The organism is Halofilum ochraceum, assembly GCF_001614315.2.
Lineage (GTDB): Bacteria > Pseudomonadota > Gammaproteobacteria > XJ16 > Halofilaceae > Halofilum > Halofilum ochraceum.
The window spans coordinates 668,273-685,357 of the sequence record NZ_LVEG02000001.1 but is presented as its reverse complement, the minus strand read 5'-3'; the positions used below and the strand labels follow the sequence as shown (position 1 = coordinate 685,357).

10 protein-coding genes and 1 tRNA gene are annotated in these 17,085 nt (G+C 64.5%); 7 read left to right on the top strand and 4 right to left on the bottom strand.

All coding sequences use genetic code 11. From position 1 onward, the window contains the following. Window positions 1-51 precede the first annotated feature (51 nt). The 7 genes from A0W70_RS03070 to A0W70_RS03040 all read left to right on the top strand — a co-directional run bounded on the left by A0W70_RS03070 (window position 52) and on the right by A0W70_RS03040 (window position 7,380). Complete coding sequence (locus A0W70_RS03070) at window positions 52-672, top strand: hypothetical protein (protein WP_070988163.1); 621 nt, start codon at window positions 52-54, stop codon at window positions 670-672. A gap of 333 nt (window positions 673-1,005) precedes the next feature. Next, window positions 1,006-1,096, top strand: a tRNA-Ser gene (locus tag A0W70_RS03065). Window positions 1,097-1,420: 324 nt separating this feature from the next. Then, entirely contained in the window at window positions 1,421-2,380 is a 960-nt protein-coding gene (locus tag A0W70_RS03060) for a sensor domain-containing diguanylate cyclase (RefSeq protein WP_070988162.1), read from the top strand. A 242-nt stretch (window positions 2,381-2,622) separates the two neighbouring features. Then, window positions 2,623-3,837 (top strand): aminopeptidase P family protein, encoded by a 1,215-nt coding sequence (locus A0W70_RS03055; RefSeq protein ID WP_070988161.1) that lies wholly within the window; start codon window positions 2,623-2,625, stop codon window positions 3,835-3,837. Window positions 3,838-4,036: 199 nt separating this feature from the next. Continuing rightward, window positions 4,037-5,500, top strand: coding sequence for a sodium:solute symporter family protein (locus A0W70_RS03050; RefSeq protein WP_070988160.1), 1,464 nt, complete (start codon window positions 4,037-4,039; stop codon window positions 5,498-5,500). Window positions 5,501-5,665: 165 nt separating this feature from the next. Beyond that, window positions 5,666-6,709 carry a GlxA family transcriptional regulator gene (locus tag A0W70_RS03045; RefSeq protein WP_217495366.1) on the top strand — a complete coding sequence of 348 codons (1,044 nt, stop codon included), beginning with the start codon at window positions 5,666-5,668 and terminating at the stop codon, window positions 6,707-6,709. 104 nt (window positions 6,710-6,813) lie between these two features. Then, window positions 6,814-7,380: a histidine phosphatase family protein gene (locus A0W70_RS03040; protein WP_070988159.1), complete on the top strand. Its 567-nt coding sequence runs from the start codon at window positions 6,814-6,816 to the stop codon at window positions 7,378-7,380. A gap of 107 nt (window positions 7,381-7,487) precedes the next feature. Here A0W70_RS03040 and putA read toward each other — a convergent pair whose 3' ends face one another. The 4 genes from putA to A0W70_RS03020 form a co-directional block, all read right to left on the bottom strand. Then, a complete protein-coding gene (gene putA / locus A0W70_RS03035) occupies window positions 7,488-11,447 on the bottom strand; it encodes a bifunctional proline dehydrogenase/L-glutamate gamma-semialdehyde dehydrogenase PutA (protein ID WP_245675792.1) in 3,960 nt (1,319 codons plus the stop codon). 102 nt (window positions 11,448-11,549) lie between these two features. Then, on the bottom strand, window positions 11,550-12,554 hold the full coding sequence (locus tag A0W70_RS03030; protein WP_070988157.1) for a C45 family autoproteolytic acyltransferase/hydrolase: 1,005 nt from the start codon (window positions 12,552-12,554) through the stop codon (window positions 11,550-11,552). A 138-nt stretch (window positions 12,555-12,692) separates the two neighbouring features. Then, entirely contained in the window at window positions 12,693-14,159 is a 1,467-nt protein-coding gene (locus A0W70_RS03025) for a biotin carboxylase (protein WP_070988290.1), read from the bottom strand. Window positions 14,160-14,238: 79 nt separating this feature from the next. Further along, window positions 14,239-16,989 carry an aminotransferase class I/II-fold pyridoxal phosphate-dependent enzyme gene (locus A0W70_RS03020; protein WP_070988156.1) on the bottom strand — a complete coding sequence of 917 codons (2,751 nt, stop codon included), beginning with the start codon at window positions 16,987-16,989 and terminating at the stop codon, window positions 14,239-14,241. Between the last annotated feature and the right edge of the window lie 96 nt (window positions 16,990-17,085).

Below are 17,085 nucleotides of genomic sequence, written 5' to 3'. Positions count from 1 at the left end.
CGTACCTTCACCTGCCCAAACCCTGCACCACCCGGTACACTCCGCACCGCCATGATGTACATCATCGTCCTTGTCACGCTGGCGCTGCTGGTGGTCTACCTCATATCGCGCTGGCTGTCCGCGGAAGCCCGGGAGGCATTCGCTGGCGGGCTGCAGGCCCTGCGTGTCCGCCGCGGTGGACGCACGCCCGCCATGCTGATCGAGGAGACGCGCGCCGCCTTCCGGGCCGAAGGCCTCGAGCCCGACCTGATCATCGTCAGCCATGACGCCCTGGACCTCTACGACCACCTCCGCCGCGAGGTGATCGGCCGAGCCGACCGGCCAGATCTGCCCGCGGCGACGATACTCGCCCTCGCCACCGACACGCGCGCCGGCCACCTGTACCTCCGCGCGGTCGACACGCCCCCCGGCGCCCCCGGTCGCGAGACCGCCACCTTCCACGAATGCGCCGCCGTCGAGCGGATCGAGCCGGTCGCCAACGACGCCCCCGCCCACCTCACCGGCCCCGGCACCGAAGCCATCGCCCTCACCATCCAGGCAGGCGTCCTGGCCGATTACCGTCTTGCCGTCGAGCCCGCCTGGCACCTCGATCCCAACGACCTCACCCGCCGCCTCCGCCAGATCATCCAGCAAGGCCAACGCCCCGACAGCGCGCCCGTCATCGTCCGCTGAACACCCCGCCTCCGGTTTACAGTTTCCCGCCTTTCGGCTAGAGTCCGCGCCCTGCATGAGAGTGGACGGGATGCGCGCGCCGAGGGCATGGCGCGACACAAACCGGTTACGCTGCGCCGGTTGAAAATCGCCTCGTGCGGCAAGAGTCAGAATTACGGAGAGGTGGCTGAGCGGTCGACCAGTCCGCCGGGAGCGGACTGGCGCGAGCGAAGCGAGTCCGAAGGACGCGGCCCATGGATGGGCCGCGCAACGCGCACGCCGGGCGCTGGCCGGTCGTCGACCGGCCGGCCAGCGCCTGGTCCGAAAGCCCGGGATGGCAACAACCAGTTATACGGAGAGGTGGCCGAGCGGTCGAAGGCGCACGCCTGGAAAGTGTGTGTACGTCACAAGCGTACCGAGGGTTCGAATCCCTCCCTCTCCGCCATATAAACAAAAAGCCCCGCCCCCGGCGGGGCTTTTTGTTTATGCGGTGCAGGGCGCGTGGACGAACCCTCGCGGTTCGGCCGATCGGCGACGCCGACCGAAGGGAGGCGCCCCGAAGGGATGCGGGCCATGGATGGCCCGCATCTATCCCTCCCTCGCGATCCAATACCCCTTCCCGAAAAAAGCGGCGGTTTCCTGTTCAGCCGATTGAGCGCCTCGAACAAAACTCCAGGTGAAACCGACCAGCCAGCCACACGGTCCGCGCACGACCATGCCATAATGCCGCAAAGGTGCCTCTCCTCCTCAGCGCAACACCAAACACGCAATGACCAGAAATCAGTCCGGCAATTCGGACGACGCCCAGCCGACCACCCCGTCGCTCGACGCAGAGTGGAGTTTCATTTTCCGCTCGGCCGTCGAGTCGGCTTATGACGCCGTGCTGATCACCGACGCAGAGCTCACGGCCCCGGGCCCTCATATCCTCTACGTGAACAAGGCCTTCACCGAAATGACCGGATGGAGCGCCGAAGAGATCATCGGCCAGAGTCCCCGGATCATGCAGGGGCCGGAAACGGATCCCGAAGTGCTCACTCGCCTGCGCCGCGCCCTGGAACTTGGCGAATCTTTCGACGCACGCGCGATCAACTACCGGCGTGACGGCAGCGCCTTTCAGCTCGAGTGGCGTACGGCCCCCATCCGCGACGCCGACGACAGGATCACGCACTTCATCTCGATCCAGCGCGACGTGACCGCGGAAGAGCGGATGCGCTCACGACTTCAGCAACGCGCGGACTTCGACGACCTGACTGGCGTGCTGCGCCGGGCCCCGGCCGAGCAGGCCCTCCAGGGTGAGATCAAGCGCGCCGGACGGTATGGGACACCATTCAGCCTGATCCTGTTCGACATCGATCACTTCAAGACCATCAATGACGAACACGGACATGCCGCAGCCGACGAAGTGCTCAAGCAATTGACTCGGGTGATCACGACACGCCTGCGCGAACATGACCATTTCGCACGCTGGGGCGGTGATGAATTTCTGCTTGTGCTCCCGCATACGTCGCTAGACGGGGCCGAGCAATTGGCACAAGCCCTTCAGGATCGGGCCGCGAATGCCACGTTCGTCGATCACATCGCGATCACGCTCAGCATGGGCATAGCGGAATACGCAGAAGGCGATACGCCACAACAACTCATCGAGCGGGCCGACGAGGGCCTGTATGCAGCGAAGGAAGCCGGGCGAAACTCCGTCGGCGCAGGCGGAACGCCTGCTGCCACCCGCTGAGCCGACCACCGCGCGTGAACCAAGCGAATCTGGAAACGCGTCCGGCGGCCCGCGACTCTTCCAGCCTCTACTCTACACTCCCACGCGCTCCCGCCAGTAAAAGCCACTGACGCCCGGCATCGCCGGGGCTCCATGATCATGTCGGCCATGGTCAATTCCACTGCGGCTTCGTGCACGACGCCTGCCGGCCCCGCCTCCATGCTCTCCACATTCGTGAAACCAGGGCTTACGGAGACGGCATCATGCTGGAACGAGCGCAGACATTCACTTTCGAGAACGGCGAGAAGGTCCCGGGGACTTTCTCCGACGCGGAAATGCAACGCCGGCAGTCGGCGCTCCGTGCATATATGGAATCAGCCGGCATCGATGCCGTGCTGTTCACCTCCTACCACAACATCAACTACTACGCCGATTTCCTGCACTGCCGCTTCGGCCGGCGTTATGGGTTTGTGGTCACCAATGAACGTGCTACTTCGATCTCCGCCGGAATCGACGGCGGTCAGCCGTGGCGCCGAACGTTCGGCGACAACCTCGTGTATACGGACTGGCATCGCGGCAACTTCCTGGTAGCAGTCCAGCAACTGATCGAGGATGGAATGTGCGTCGGCATCGAGTATGACGAAGTCAGCATCGAGCTCCGCAAGCAGATCGAGGGTGCGTTGCCCACTTGTCGATTCGTCGATATCGCACGTCCGGCCATGCGTATGCGCATGATCAAGTCGGATGAGGAGATTGCGCAGATACGCGAGAGCGCGCGGATCGCCAACGTTGGCGGTCGGGCCTGTCTGGATGCAATCGGCATCGGCGTCGCCGAACACGAGGTGGCGCTGCACTCCACCCAGGCGATGGTCCGAGAGATCGCACGTACCTTCCCGCACGGCGAACTCATGGATACCTGGACCTGGTTCCAGTCCGGCATCAATACCGACGGTGCGCATAATCCGGTGACCGCCCGTGAAATCCGCGAGGGGGACATTCTAAGTATCAACTGCTTCCCGATGCCCGCCGGCTACTACACGGCACTCGAACGAACCGCCTTCGCCGGTACCTGCGACGAGGCCGCCGAGCAACTCTGGCGCGTAAACACCGAGGTTTTCGAGAAAGGCTGCGAACTGATCCGCCCGGGCGTGCGCTGCTGCGACATTGCCCACGAACTCAACGCCATCTACGACCGCCACGGCCTTCTCCAATACCGCAGCTTCGGTTACGGGCACTCGTTCGGTGTGCTCTCGCACTACTACGGCCGTGAGGCCGGACTGGAACTGCGCGAGGACGTGCAGACGGTACTCGAGCCGGGAATGGTGGTCTCGATGGAACCGATGATCACGATCCCGGACGGCATGCCTGGTGCCGGTGGTTACCGCGAGCACGACATCCTGGTCCTGACCGAAGACGGCGCCGACAACATCACCGGCTTCCCGTACGGCCCCGACAGTGAACTCGCGGCGGCGGGCTGACCCCGCCGCCGGCGCACCCTGTGCCCCGACAAAGCGGAGGTTAAACATGTCTACCGGCTCCTGGCCACTCGATCTTTTCTGGCTGCTCAGCGGTCTGACGCTGCTCTTTGCCATCGGTGCATACGTTGTCGGCCAATCCCGGCAATGGCGGAAAGATCAACGCGGATGACCGCCACAAACGGCGGAGGAGACGACCAACATGAACGACTGGCTACTGCTCAACTGGACGCTGATGGGGCTGTCGATCGGCGTGCTGATCTACCTCGGCATCCGCTCAATGCGGATCGCCAACACCCGGGACGAATCGGGCTTCCTGATCGCGGGGCGTTCACTCGGGCCGTTCGTCGGTGCCGCCAGCATCATGGCGACCGGCTACAGTGGCTGGGGCTTCGTCGGCTCACCCGGCGTGGCCTATCAGTATGGCGCAATCGAGGTGCTCGGCAATTTCCTGTTCGCGCCGGCCTTCGTACTCGCCATCCTGTTCTTCGCACAGGCCCTGCGTCGCCGCGCGGAGGAAATCGGTAGCTACACGATTCCAGAGTACATCGCCCGACGCCACGGCGGTGGCGGGCACTGGCCACACGCACTGCAGGCCGTATCAGCGATCATCATGGTGGCGTTGCTTCTTGTGTTCCTCACCAGCCAGATCAAGGCGGTCGGCGTGATGGGCGCGGAATGGCTCGACATCCCGCTCGGTGGCAGTGCGGCGCTGATGATCTCGATCATTATCCTGTACACCCTGCTGGGCGGGCTGGCGGCCGTTGCCTGGACGGACACTCTGATGCTCTGCGGAATGATGGTCGCCGGTCTCGTGATTCTCGCCCAGATCATGGGCGATACGGGCATGACGGGGCTCGTCGATCGTCTGCAGGCGGTCGACCCCGAGCTGGTCAACCCGAGTGACTCGGGACCGTATGGCGACACACGAGCGTCGGTGTTCACGATTCTCGTTTATGCCACGCTCTGGGCCTCGGTGCTCCCCTACATGGGAATGCGCTTCATGGCCTTCCGGCCATCGGTGAACATGCGCACCGTAGCGCTGTGGGCCGCCCCCATGGGCGTCGTCCTGAGCCTCGTACCGCTGGTCGGGATGTATGTGCGCGCGAAGATCGGCGGCCTCGAAGATTCCGACAACGCCATGCCCGTGTATCTCGATCAGTTCATGCACCCCGCCGGGGCCGCGTTGATCACGCTGTGCATCCTGTTCGCGATGAAGTCGACAGCGAACTCGATCCTCCATGCGGTTTCGTCGGCTGTATCGCACGATCTGCGGCGGGCACTGATGCCATCGCCTGAGCTCGCACCCGGGCAGGCTTTGACCCTCAACCGTGCGGCCGTGGCCGTGCTCGGGATCGTCGGCCTCATCATGATGCTGTACGCACCACCGTTTCTGCTCTCATGGCTGGGTATCCTCGGCACCGGCACGCTGTTGGCGGCCACCGTCGCCCCCGTATTCGTTTCGGTGTTTTGGAGGGGCAATGCGGTCGGCGCGCTCGCAGCCATGGTCGTGGGAACGATCACCAGCGGCGGTCTCCTGCTAACGACGGACATAGGCTGGATGCTGGGGCCGCTTGCCGGCTGTGTCAGCTCGACGGCCACCTACGTCGTCGTCAGCCTCGCGACATTCGGCATCCAGCCGCGCGGCGCGATGGACACGTCCTGATACACCGTTCACCCCCTGGGCCCCATCATCAGAAACAGGCCCTCTGCCGGCCGGCGGGCGCAGCATTCCGCCGGCCGGCCTTTTTCATTTCATGCCCCTGTCCAACAGGCTGCTACAGTACTTCACGCTGAACTCCCGTAATATTCACCGGGGATGGCTGACGCCATGACCGCAACACGCGAACACCCGGAACCGGAAACACACAGCGCAGCCGCGCCCGTCCCGCTCAATGGAGCGACGTTCGACGCGGCACCCCACCGCGTCGCGCTCCTGTTGGTACCCGGGTTCTCCTACATCGCCTTCGCTTCCGCGATCGAACCGCTGCGCATGGCCAATATGGTCGTGCACGAGACTTTGTTCGGTGCCCTCACCTGTTCGCCGGACGGGGAGCCCATAGTGGCCAGCAACGGGGTCCGTACCGAGGTCGACTGCGCGATTGACGATCTACCCGCGGTGACAGCCCTGTTCCTCTGCGGTCCCAACCCGATCGAGTTCCCGGACGAGCGCCGGCTGATCCACTGGCTCCGGCGCATGGCCGGACGCGGCACAGGGCTGGGCGGAATCGACACGGGCAGCTGGCTGCTGGCCCGTGCCGGTCTGCTGGATGGTTACCGCTGCACAATTCACTGGCAGGACCTGCCTTCGCTGACGGCCGATTTTCCGCGCATCATCGCCTCCGAGCATGTATTCGAGGTCGACCGTCAGCGCTATACCTGCAGCGGCGGCACGGCCGCTATGGACATGATGTTGCAGTTCATCGCAGAGACCTGTGGTGACGGCACCACCAGCCCCGCCGCGGCCGATCTGTTGATTCACGAACGCATGCGGGATCGAAACGACCGACAGCGGATTCCATTGCGCCACCGTATCGGTACCGGCCAGGACCGACTGAGCGGTGCGGTCGCGTTGATGGAAGCGAACGTCGAGGAACCGATACAGCTGACCGAGATATCGGGCTACATCGGTGTGTCCGAGCGCCAACTCGAGCGGCTGTTCGAAGCCCATCTCGCCACCACGCCGACCGCATTCTACATGGGTGTCCGTCTGGCCCGCGCCCGCCAACTGTTGCTGCATACGGCCGCCAGCATCACCGAGATCGCGCACCGAAGCGGTTTCCGCAGCCCGGCCCATTTCAGCCGTCGATACCGCGGTTATTTCGGTATATCCCCGCGGGCTGACCGGAAGGGGCTGGATGCAGAAATGACGTAGCCGCCGGGCCTGTAAGAATCGACGCTGGCAGTTCCCGTTCACCCCCTCATCCACTCGCAGCATGCAGTCGAATGACTGCACGAACTCCCCGGGAAGACTTCCTGATGCGGACGATCAATCGCTGTCTGACCGTACTCCTGACGCTGCTGTCGGTGCCGGCCACCGCCGATCCGTCGAGCGCATGGGAGGCGATGTCACAACCGGGCCACGCGATTCTCATGCGACATGCGAACGCACCGGGAACGGGCGATCCAGCCGACTTCACGCTCGGCGACTGCAGTACGCAGCGCAATCTGGATCAGACGGGCCGCGAGCAGGCGCGGCAGACCGGGGCGCGGCTGCGCGAACGCGGCATCGATGGGAGAACGGTCTATACCAGTCGCTGGTGCCGCTGCACCGAGACGGCGGAACTGCTGGATATCGGGCCGGTCGAGCCGCTCGACGGACTCAACTCCTTCTTCGGCGACGCGTACACGCGCGCGGAGATCATGCCGCGGCTGCGGGCGTTCCTGCGCGAGGCCGCGCTCGATCCGCCCCCCGTGCTTGTGACCCACCAGGTGAATATCACCGCCCTGACGGGCGTGTTCCCGCGCGAGGGGGAACTTGTCGTCGTAGCGGTCGAAGATGACGCCGACGTGCGTGTGGTCGGCCGGATTCCGGCAATCGATTAAGGCCCGGGATTACTGCCCAGCGGGCGCTGTGCGGTACCCGCGTCAGAGAATTTGGAGAACAAACGGGGCCGGCGGGCATACCCGCCGGCCCCTTTCCTGGGCCGCCTTCAGCTCTCGCCGGGGAGGCCCGGATGGTCCTCGATCGACAGCAGCGAGGCATTGCCGCCGGAGGCCGTCGTGTCCACGGACAGCGAACGCTCGTGGACGAAGCGATACAGATAGTGCGGACTGCTCGCCACGGGCTGCCCCTGGCCGATGAAGTCGTCCGAATCGGCGGGCATTTCCTGGAACAGCACCAGCTGGCGCAGTGGTCCCTCGGTCCCGGCCAGTACGGTCGCGGCCTCGCGTGCCGTCGGCCCCTCGCCCGCGAACGCGACCAGATCGATTGCTTCAGCACTGATCAGATCGGAGAGCGTCGCATCCTTGCCCGGTGCGACGGCCTGGACCGCGTACTGCGGCACGCCCGCTTTGTGCAACACTTTGACGACCGCCTCCGCGGCGCCCGCTTCCGGGTGCCAGAGGACGGCGGTGTTGCCGGCCGCGAGTGCGGCGCCGGCCTGGGCGATCAGGTTCCCGACCGCGCTTTGCCCGTCCAACGCGATACAGGCCACGGCACCCTTCGGCCAGAACGACAGTTCGTTGCGCTCGCCGGTTGGGCCGGCCAGCTGCATCGGCGAGGCGAAATCCGCTTCCACCTGGGCGGCATACACGCGCAGATAATCGCCGCCGCGCCGGGCTTCACCGTCGCCGGCGGCGTCGATGCCCCGCAGCGCCTTCGGTTCCGATTCGAAGGCATCGGCCGCTTTCTCCAGTACGCCTGATCGGGCCTCGGGCCCCTCGTGCCATTCGGAGCCGTTCTTCGCCAGGGCTTCCACCGCGCGCTTGAGGCCCGAGGCGCTGACACATTGCTCGTCGATCGCGGTCGCACCATTACCGGCCGAGGACGCGGCCCGGGCATCGCCGTTCACCGGGCGGTCCGAGACGAAGCGGTGGAGATACAGCGGTCCGCCCGCCTTGGGACCCGTCCCCGACAGGCCCTGTCCACCGAACGGCTGTACGCCGACGATGGCACCAATCTGATTGCGATTGACATAGTTGTTACCGACACGGGCGCGCTGGTAGCACTGCTTCCACATCTCGTCGATCCGGCTGTGCACGCCCATGGTCAGGCCATAGCCGGTGGCGTTGATCGAGTCGATCACCTTGTCGAGCCGGTCCGCTTTGTAACGAACGACATGAAGCACCGGCCCGAATACCTCGCGCTTGAGCTGTTCGATGCCGTCAATCTCGAACGCCGCCGGCGTCACGAAACTCCCGTTCTCGGTCGCCGGGCCCAGACGCGCACGGCGGATTTCGGTGGCATCGCCCAGCATGCGCTTGATGTGATCCTTCAGCATCTTCTGGGCGTTGTCGTCGATCACCGGCCCCACGTCCGTCGAGATCAACTGCGGATCGCTGACCGTCAGTTCATCCATCGCGCCCGAGATCATGTCCAGCGTGCGGTCGGCCACATCCTCCTGCACGAACAGTACGCGCAGAGCGGAGCAGCGCTGACCGGCATTCTGGAATGCGCTGGTGACGACATCGCGCGTGACCTGTTCGGTCAGCGCGGTGGAATCGACGATCATCGCGTTCTGGCCGCCGGTCTCCGCGATCAGGGGCGGGATCTGGCCATCCCGCTTCGACAGCACGCGGTTGATCGCCCGCGCGGTCTCGGTCGACCCGGTAAAGCAGACACCGGTCACGCGCGGGTCCGCAGTCAGTTTGCCGCCGACGCGTCGGCCCTCGCCCGGAACCAGATGCAGCACGGCCGGCGGGATGCCGGCCTCGTGCAGCAGTTGCACGGCCTCGGCTGCGATCAGCGGGCTCTGTTCCGCCGGCTTGGCGAGCACGGAGTTGCCCGCCACCAGCGCCGCCGTCACCTGGCCGTTAAAGATGGCGAAGGGCAGGTTCCAAGGGCTGATGCAGGTGAACACGCCACCGCCCTGCAGCTCGATCCTGCGGTCGACACCGATCGGCGCCCGCAGCTGGATCTCGCTGGAGAAGTCCTGTTTCGCCCGCAGCGCGTAGTAGCGACAGAAATCGATCGCTTCGCGTACCTCGGCCACGGCATCGTTGAGCGTCTTGCCGACCTCGGCGACGATCAGACCCAGCAGCCGGGTCATGCGCTCTTCCATCAGGTCCGCGGCACGCTCGAGGCAGGCCGCCCGCTCCGCGACCGGGGTTCGCGCCCATTCGCGGGCGGCATCATGGGCCGCCTGGAGGGCGCGTTCGATCTGCTCGTCGGTCGCCTCGCTGGTCTCACCGAGGACCCGCCCGCGGTCGTGCGGTGCGCGGATCTCGCGTTGATCCTGACCGTCAACCGCTTCGCCATTGATGATCGGATCCGCCCGTCGCGCCTTGCTGGTCGCGGCCTCCATGCCGTCCTTGAGGCCCTGCAGTTCCGTCCGATCGGTGAGATCGACACCGAGTGCGTTGGTCCGCTCCGGGCCGAACATATCGCGCGGCAACGGGATCCGCGGGTGCGGCACGCGGGTCAACGCCTGTACCTGCGGCACCGGATCGGCGATCAGCTCATCGATCTGCAATGACTCGTCCTGGATGCGATTGATGAACGAGCTGTTGGCGCCATTCTCGAGCAATCGCCGCACGAGATAGGCCAGCAGATCCTCGTGCTGACCGACCGGGGCATAGATGCGGCAGCCCGCGCCGACCTGATCGTGCTCGATCACGCGCTCGTAGAGGTCCTCGCCCATGCCGTGCAGCCGCTGGAACTCGAAGTCACGGCTGTTGCCGGCGAACTCGAGCACGCTGGAGATCGAGTGTGCGTTGTGCGTGGCCAGCTGCGGATAGAACACATCCGTGTTCGCGAAGAGTTTGCGGGCGCATGCGAGATAGGAGACGTCGGTGTTCACCTTGCGGGTGAACACCGGATAGTCCTCGACGCCCATCTCCTGGGCGCGCTTGATCTCCATGTCCCAGTAGGCGCCCTTGACGAGGCGCACCATGAATCGCCGCTCGTGGCGCCGGCCCATATCGGCCAGCACATCCAGGACGTACGGCGCACGCTTCTGGTAGGCCTGGACGACGACCCCGAAGCCCTGCCAGTCCTTGAGTTCGGGATCGCCCGAGATGGCCTCGATGCAGTCGATGGAGATATCCAGGCGGTCCGCTTCTTCGGCGTCGATGTTGAGGCCGATGTCGTAGTGCGCGGCATCGACACACAGCGCCCGCAGCCGCGGCATCAGCTCTTCCATCACGCGCTCGTGATTGGCGACCTCGTAGCGCGGATGCAGGCCGGAGAGTTTGACCGAGATCCCCGGCCCGTTGATCGGGCCACGCCCGCCAGCGGTCTCGCCGATTTTCTTGATCGCGTGCTTATAGCGGCGGAAGTAGCCCTTGGCGTCGTCCATTGTGCGCGCGGCTTCGCCGAGCATGTCGTAGGAATAGCTGTAGCCGCGCTTCTCCCACTTCTCGGCGCGCTCGATCGCGTTCTCGATACTGCGCCCCATCACGAACTGACGACCCATGATGCGCATCGCCTGGTTCACCGACTCGCGCACCACCGGCTCGCCGAGGCGGGCCACGAGGCGCCGCAGCGCGGCATCCGGTGAGCGGCCGACGGAATCGTGCATACCCACGACCCGTCCGGTCATCATCAGCGCCCATGTCGAGGCATTGACGAACAGCGAGCGCGAATGACCCAGATGCTGTTTCCAGTCGGCGCTACCCAGCTTGTCGCGGATCAGGCGTTCACGGGTCTCGGAATCGGGGATCCGCAGCAGGGCCTCCGCGATGCACATCAGCAACACGCCCTCATGGGTCGCGAGCCCGTACTCGTGCAGGAAGGCGTCGATGCCGCCCTGGTTTGCACTCTCCTCGCGCACGGCCTCGACCAGCGAGCGGGCATAGGCATGGATCCGGCTGCGGCTGTCCCCGGAGAGTTCGAGGTCGGCGAGCAGATTGCGGATACAGTCACTCTCGTCGGCGCGGTAGTGCTGATCCAGCGCGGCCCGCAGTGCGTCACGCTCGGAAAGGGGCGTCTTGAAAACCATCTTTGAGGACATGGGCATACCCGTTGGTTCAGTTGCAGAGGCCTGGACCGCGGTCTCCCCGACCGGGGCTGTGGCTTCGTCGTGAGTGGGAATGGATGATGGATGGATCGAAAATCAATGGACCGGTCCCGCGACCGTTGTGTCCGTGTCGGCATCGAACCGCTGTCGATGCTGCCCGGTGCGGAACGCGTGCAATGACTGTTCCACTCTCTTCCCCGGCCAGATGAAGGTCGCCTCACCACTGGCCGGACGATAGACCGCCGTGTAGATCGTCCCGAACCCGTTCGCATACGCGCGCGTGTACAACGGGGGTTTGAGGAAATGGTCGATCAGGCGCTCCGTGGTCATCGAGCTGTCCTGCAGGCGGAAGTACAGAAAACGCTCGCGCTCCAGCGTCGCGGTCGCGCGCGCGAAGTTGTGCCAGTCGATCCGGCCCTGATGGTTGGCGGCAACCGGCACCTGGCGGATGACGGTCTCGCGGTCCGGCGCGAGATAGGCGGTCGCGAAACGTCCCGCCCGGTCGACCACGGTCACGTTGTACGCCATGTGACTGGGCAGTCGTTGCAGCGCAGCGCAGGCCTCGGGGACATCGGCACAGAACTCCAGCACATACCGCACGATCAGGGGGATCCCGAAGCCTTCGCCGACGACCTGCCGGCCGCCGAACGTAAGCGATGCGGCCAGACCATCCTCATTGACGCCATCCAGGGCGCCCCAGAGGCAGTCGGTCGCGGCCATCACCTGGCGACCGTTCCAGCACGAATCAAGCAGAACGCCCTCACAGGCGCCCGGCGCGTAGTCATAGTTGCGGATGAGCATCGGCTCATCATCAAGCCAAACGACCTGGCTGCAGCCGGTTACATATGCCGGCGGCGACCACAGCGCGAGGCAACGCGCCTCCAGATCACCGCCCCCGGCGGCCTCGCAGGCGGCCTCGTAGGTCGGGATCAGCTCCGGCATGTGCTCGCGCAGCTGGCGCAGACCGGCCGCGTAGGTCGGCCGCCGGTCGATGCCCTCGCCCAGAAACCAGCGCCGATACGCGGGCCAGAATGAGCGGAACAGGCGCGACCATTCCGACCCGATCCGCTGTTCCGCTACTGCCTGAAAGGTCAGTTCCACGCTTTCTCCCCGATCCGGTCACACCGAGCGCCCCCGGCGCTTGCTGATGTGACTCGCCTGATCGCTCGAAACCGAAGTGTAGCGCCCGGCCCACCGCCCCCTCGCCGCCGCTGCGCGACCACGTGGCGCCCAGTGAAGCTAGAAGATCTTGAAGGCCCCCGGTTCAGGAACCCGCTGCCCTTCCTCCGCCGCCGGACGCCCAGCGTACTGACTCTTGACGCCTTCGATCCAGCGCCGGGCGCGCTTGTTGAGCCGGAACCCTTTGGTCATCAGGCGTCCGCGGGTGATCAGGATGCCCAGATCGGCCCCTTCATAACGGACGTCGCCGGGACCGGCGATGCGCATGAAGAAGCACTCATCCTCGTTCTCCACGGCACGCCGGTGATAGTCGAAACGACTGAAGACCATGCCTTCATCGGTCAATTTGTAGATGCCGGTTTCCGGTGCCGATTCGACGACGTCGACCGTCTCTTCGGTGTGTTTGATGACGACCTGGCTCCAGCTGTCGATGTTGTCCGGGTCCGACCAGCGGGCGTTCAGCTCGTGCACGTCCAGATCGAAATCCACGCCGGACATTTCGAGCAGATGGAACACGAACAGCGGCGCATCCGCGTGCGCGAAGGCCGCGTGGTTCGTCATCGAGCTGGCGCCGGTGATCCGGGGATTCAGTTCGCCCAACCAGAGTTCCCCGGTCTTCTTGTCGATGAGGAAATCGAGATCGAAGTAGCCACGATACCCTTCCTTGCGCAACTGCTCGCCAAACCGGAACGTGAGATCACGCGCCCTGGCGCGGATCTCCGGGGTGAACGCGTCCGCGAAGATCTCGTTCCCCGCCCAGCCGCCGCGATACGGCGTCAACTCGCTGAACCCCACGATCTCCGTCATCAACGGGCCAACGATCGTTCCGCGGCGCGTCGTGCACGCCTCCAGTGTCGCCTGGCGCACGTCGACGCGCTTCATGACCTTGATCTCGCCCTGGTCGACGATTTCCCCGGCGTGCCGATCGAAGTCCCGTCGTTTCGAGACGAAGAATGTCGTATGGCCGCTATCGCCATAGGCCGACTGCAGCACGAGGTCGCGGCCCAGCCCGTGTTTCTCGGCCTTCGCCATCAGGTCGTCGTACGACTTGATGTGAACCAGCATGTTCGGGACGGACGGCACGCCCGCCTTGTTGCCGATCCGGACCGTTTCGATCTTGTCATCGAGTCGGCTTCGCAGTTTCGCCGACGGCATCCAGACCTTCAGCCCGAGTTCTTTGGCGAGTTTCTCCGTGGATTCGTCGAACATGAGGAAGACCGCCTTGGGCCTCCCGCCCCGCTGTTTGATCCAGTCGATGACCTCCTTGTGCTCCAGCAGGTAGTTATTGATCTCTTCGATCGACTGGAACTCCGGATGCGGCTCGGGGCTGGGTGCCAGCGTGTTCGGGTGGCGTCCGTCGTAACAATCCATGTAATTGATGTACTTGAAGTTCTTGACCCACTCGTCGAGTCCGAGCAGGTTGAAATTCGTTGCGCTGATGAAGTAGATCGGGTCCGAATTGCGGTGAAAATACCGGCGGATATCGGAAATCCCTTTGAGCTTCTTTTTTCCGCGCTTCTGTGTCATGCCCTGCGCCCCCTCATGAGCCGGCCGTCCCGCTTCCCCGTTCATGCACGGGCGGCGACCGTTCCGTTGTATTGACCCGTTAGGCCCCCGTGCCCGCGCTGCTTTCGTCGCCCAACACCGCCTGCGTAAAGACGCGCAACCCGAGTTCCGGCCGATAGCCGTGAATCTCGGTTACATCGAGCGCCCGCATGAAATCCAGTATATCGTTCGATACGACCTGCCCCGGGACCAGAATGGGAAAACCCGGCGGATACGGGATCACGAACATGGCCGATACGATCTCGCGTCCGGATGCCATTTCGCGGTCGATCTCGCGGTTATTCAGTCCGAGGTATTCGCAGGCCGGCTCGTCGTACGACAGGAAGAACGCCTCGCGGATATTGCCCTCGGGGGTATCGCCGGCCGCATCGATGCGGAACCGGTCATGGAAATAGCTGAAGTCCGGCAGCGGCGGCAGTTCGCTCGTCAGCGCCCGCACGCGCTGCTCGTGGATCCGCTTCTGCGTCCGCGACATGTCCTCGAGCTGCCCGTCGAGATCACGCGCGATGGCGACCAGCACCTTGATCAGATACGCCACCGAGGAGCGCGTCGTGCCGATGTTCGTCATGAACAGCACGGTGTTGCGCGAGGTCTTGTTGATCTGGATGCCGTACTTGTCCATCAGGTGGGCATTCTTGAACTCGTTGCCCTCGATCCCCGCTGCGCCGACGAACAGGGTCAGGCGGGTGGGGTCGAGCACGAATTCGCCGTCGGTCCACGCATCCCATAGCACCTCGCCCTTGCCGCCATCCACCTCCGATTCGTATGCACTGCCGGTGCCGCGGAATTCCTCGGGGATGAGATCCGCGGTCTCGAGGAAGCGGAACCAGCGCGACAGGAGCGGGTGGCTGCGGATGCGCTGGCGCAGGACCATGGCCATTTCGACCTGTTTCTGGATCAGTTCGTAGCCCTCAAGCTCCACCTGGCGACGCCCCAGGTCCAGCGATGCAAGGATCTGGTAGTTCGGTGAGGTCGAGGTATGCGTCATGTAGGCCTCATGAAACGCGTCCTCATTCAGGTGTTTGAAGTCCTGATCGTGGACGTGGATCATCGAACCCTGGCGCAGCGCCGTCAGCGTTTTATGGGTCGAGTGCGTGGCATACACGCGCATCCGCACGGCGGCTGGATCCGCAAGCAGGTGGGTCGACTGCAGGGTTTCGTCGTCGGCCCCTTCGAGCGCCGCGACCTGCGCGCGATACGCCTCGCGGTAGCTCTCGCTCGCCATCCGCTCGCGCAGTTTCCGGGCCGCCCACATGGCGGTGCGCTGGCGGTAGGTGGCGCCCAGCGAGGCGAACGCGAACCAGGCCTCATCCCAGAGAAAAACGAGGTCGGGCTTGATCGCGAGGCACTCCTCCATCACGCGCTGAACGTTGTAGACGATGCCGTCGAAGGTGCAGTTGGTGAGCAGGAGCAGTTTGACGCGATGCAGCTTGCCCGCCGCCTTGAGTTTCAGCAGGCTGCGCTTGATCTCGCGCAGCGGTACGGCGCCGTACATCGAGAAGTCGTCGAGCGGATAACTGTCGAGGTAGACCACCTCGGCGCCGGCGAGCACAAGGCCGTAATGATGCGACTTGTGGCAATCGCGATCGACCAGAACGATGTCGCCCGGGCGTACCAGCGCCTGCACCACGATCTTGTTGGCGGTCGACGTGCCGTTGGTGACGAAGAAGGTGCGCTGCGCGAAGAACGCGCGCGCGGCGGCCTCCTGGGCTTCCTTGATGGGACCGTGCGGGTCCAGCAGCGAGTCCAGTCCACCGGATGTCGCCGAAGTCTCGGCGAGGAAGATATTCATCCCGTAGAACTCGCCCATGTCGCGGATCCAGTTCGACTTGGATATCGACTTGCCGCGACTGATGGGCATGGCGTGAAACACACCGGTCGGCTGGCGGCTGTATTCGCTCAGCGCCTCGAAAAACGGGGTGCGGTAGCGCCGATTGATGCCGCGCAGCAGGTTCAGGTGGAGCTCCAGGAAGTCTTCCTGCTGATAGAACACGCGCTGGACGTTATCGGGCAACCGCACGGCGATATCTTCGACCGGGAAATCGGTCACGAGGTAGACATCGACCTCGGGCCGGAGATCGAACAGCAGACTCGCCAGGAGTAGCCCCCGTTCCGATGGCTCGGCCTCCGCCGCCTGGTCGAGCGAGACGTGGCTCAATTCACGCTGGATCAGCGGCTGTTCGTTCTGCGTCTTCAGGGGGAAATCGTAGCGGATGACGACCGCCTGGATGATCGGATTGAGCAATGCGGCAATCACGGCATCCTCGAGTGAGGGCACGATCACCGTCTCGTACAGGAATGCGTCCTCGGAGCGCCGCATCCGATGCAGGCCATGGCGCAGCGACTGCTTCGCCTGGTGTGACATGTGGTCGACGACCATGACCTCGAAATAAGGCCGCCCCGCCTGCGGATCGCTGGAGAAATCGTCACTCGCCTCGTGGTCATCGAGGTCGTCGAAGTGGCTTTCCTGGTCCTGATCGAGACGCCGGCGCCGGTAACTCCCGGAGACCATCGCCCGCACCAGACGCCCGACTTCATGGGCGAGTTCTACATACTCTTCATCGTTGAAAAAGTCATGCAGTTGGCGGAAATGGAACGGCCCCGGGAAAGCCCAGTAGGTCTCGATGGGAGTCAGTGTCTCGAGTGCCGCTCGCACCCGCTCACGCAGTTGCTGCACCTCGCGGCCGCTCGATACGTGCTCCGCCAGGCGCATCGAGTCGTGCTTGAGCCGCTGCCAGGTGTCGGCACGCAGCTGCGAGGCGTTGTAATAGTGTCCCGGAGACAGCGTCATGCTCACCGTGCGGGCCCTCGGCGGATCGGGTGGCGGGTGGACCATGCAGCCGGGCAATGCCCGGCCTGCATCGCGAGGATGCCACGGCGGCTCACG

Bases quoted from the DNA above. Each gene is read 5' to 3' on its own strand.
- A0W70_RS03070 (WP_070988163.1), top strand. From the start codon at position 52: ATGATGTACATCATCGTCCTTGTCACGCTGGCGCTGCTGGTGGTCTAC.
- A0W70_RS03060 (WP_070988162.1), top strand. From the start codon at position 1,421: ATGACCAGAAATCAGTCCGGCAATTCGGACGACGCCCAGCCGACCACC.
- A0W70_RS03055 (WP_070988161.1), top strand. From the start codon at position 2,623: ATGCTGGAACGAGCGCAGACATTCACTTTCGAGAACGGCGAGAAGGTC.
- A0W70_RS03050 (WP_070988160.1), top strand. From the start codon at position 4,037: ATGAACGACTGGCTACTGCTCAACTGGACGCTGATGGGGCTGTCGATC.
- A0W70_RS03045 (WP_217495366.1), top strand. From the start codon at position 5,666: ATGACCGCAACACGCGAACACCCGGAACCGGAAACACACAGCGCAGCC.
- A0W70_RS03040 (WP_070988159.1), top strand. From the start codon at position 6,814: ATGCGGACGATCAATCGCTGTCTGACCGTACTCCTGACGCTGCTGTCG.
- putA (WP_245675792.1), bottom strand. From the start codon at position 11,447: ATGTCCTCAAAGATGGTTTTCAAGACGCCCCTTTCCGAGCGTGACGCA.
- A0W70_RS03025 (WP_070988290.1), bottom strand. From the start codon at position 14,159: ATGACACAGAAGCGCGGAAAAAAGAAGCTCAAAGGGATTTCCGATATC.
- A0W70_RS03020 (WP_070988156.1), bottom strand. From the start codon at position 16,989: ATGACGCTGTCTCCGGGACACTATTACAACGCCTCGCAGCTGCGTGCC.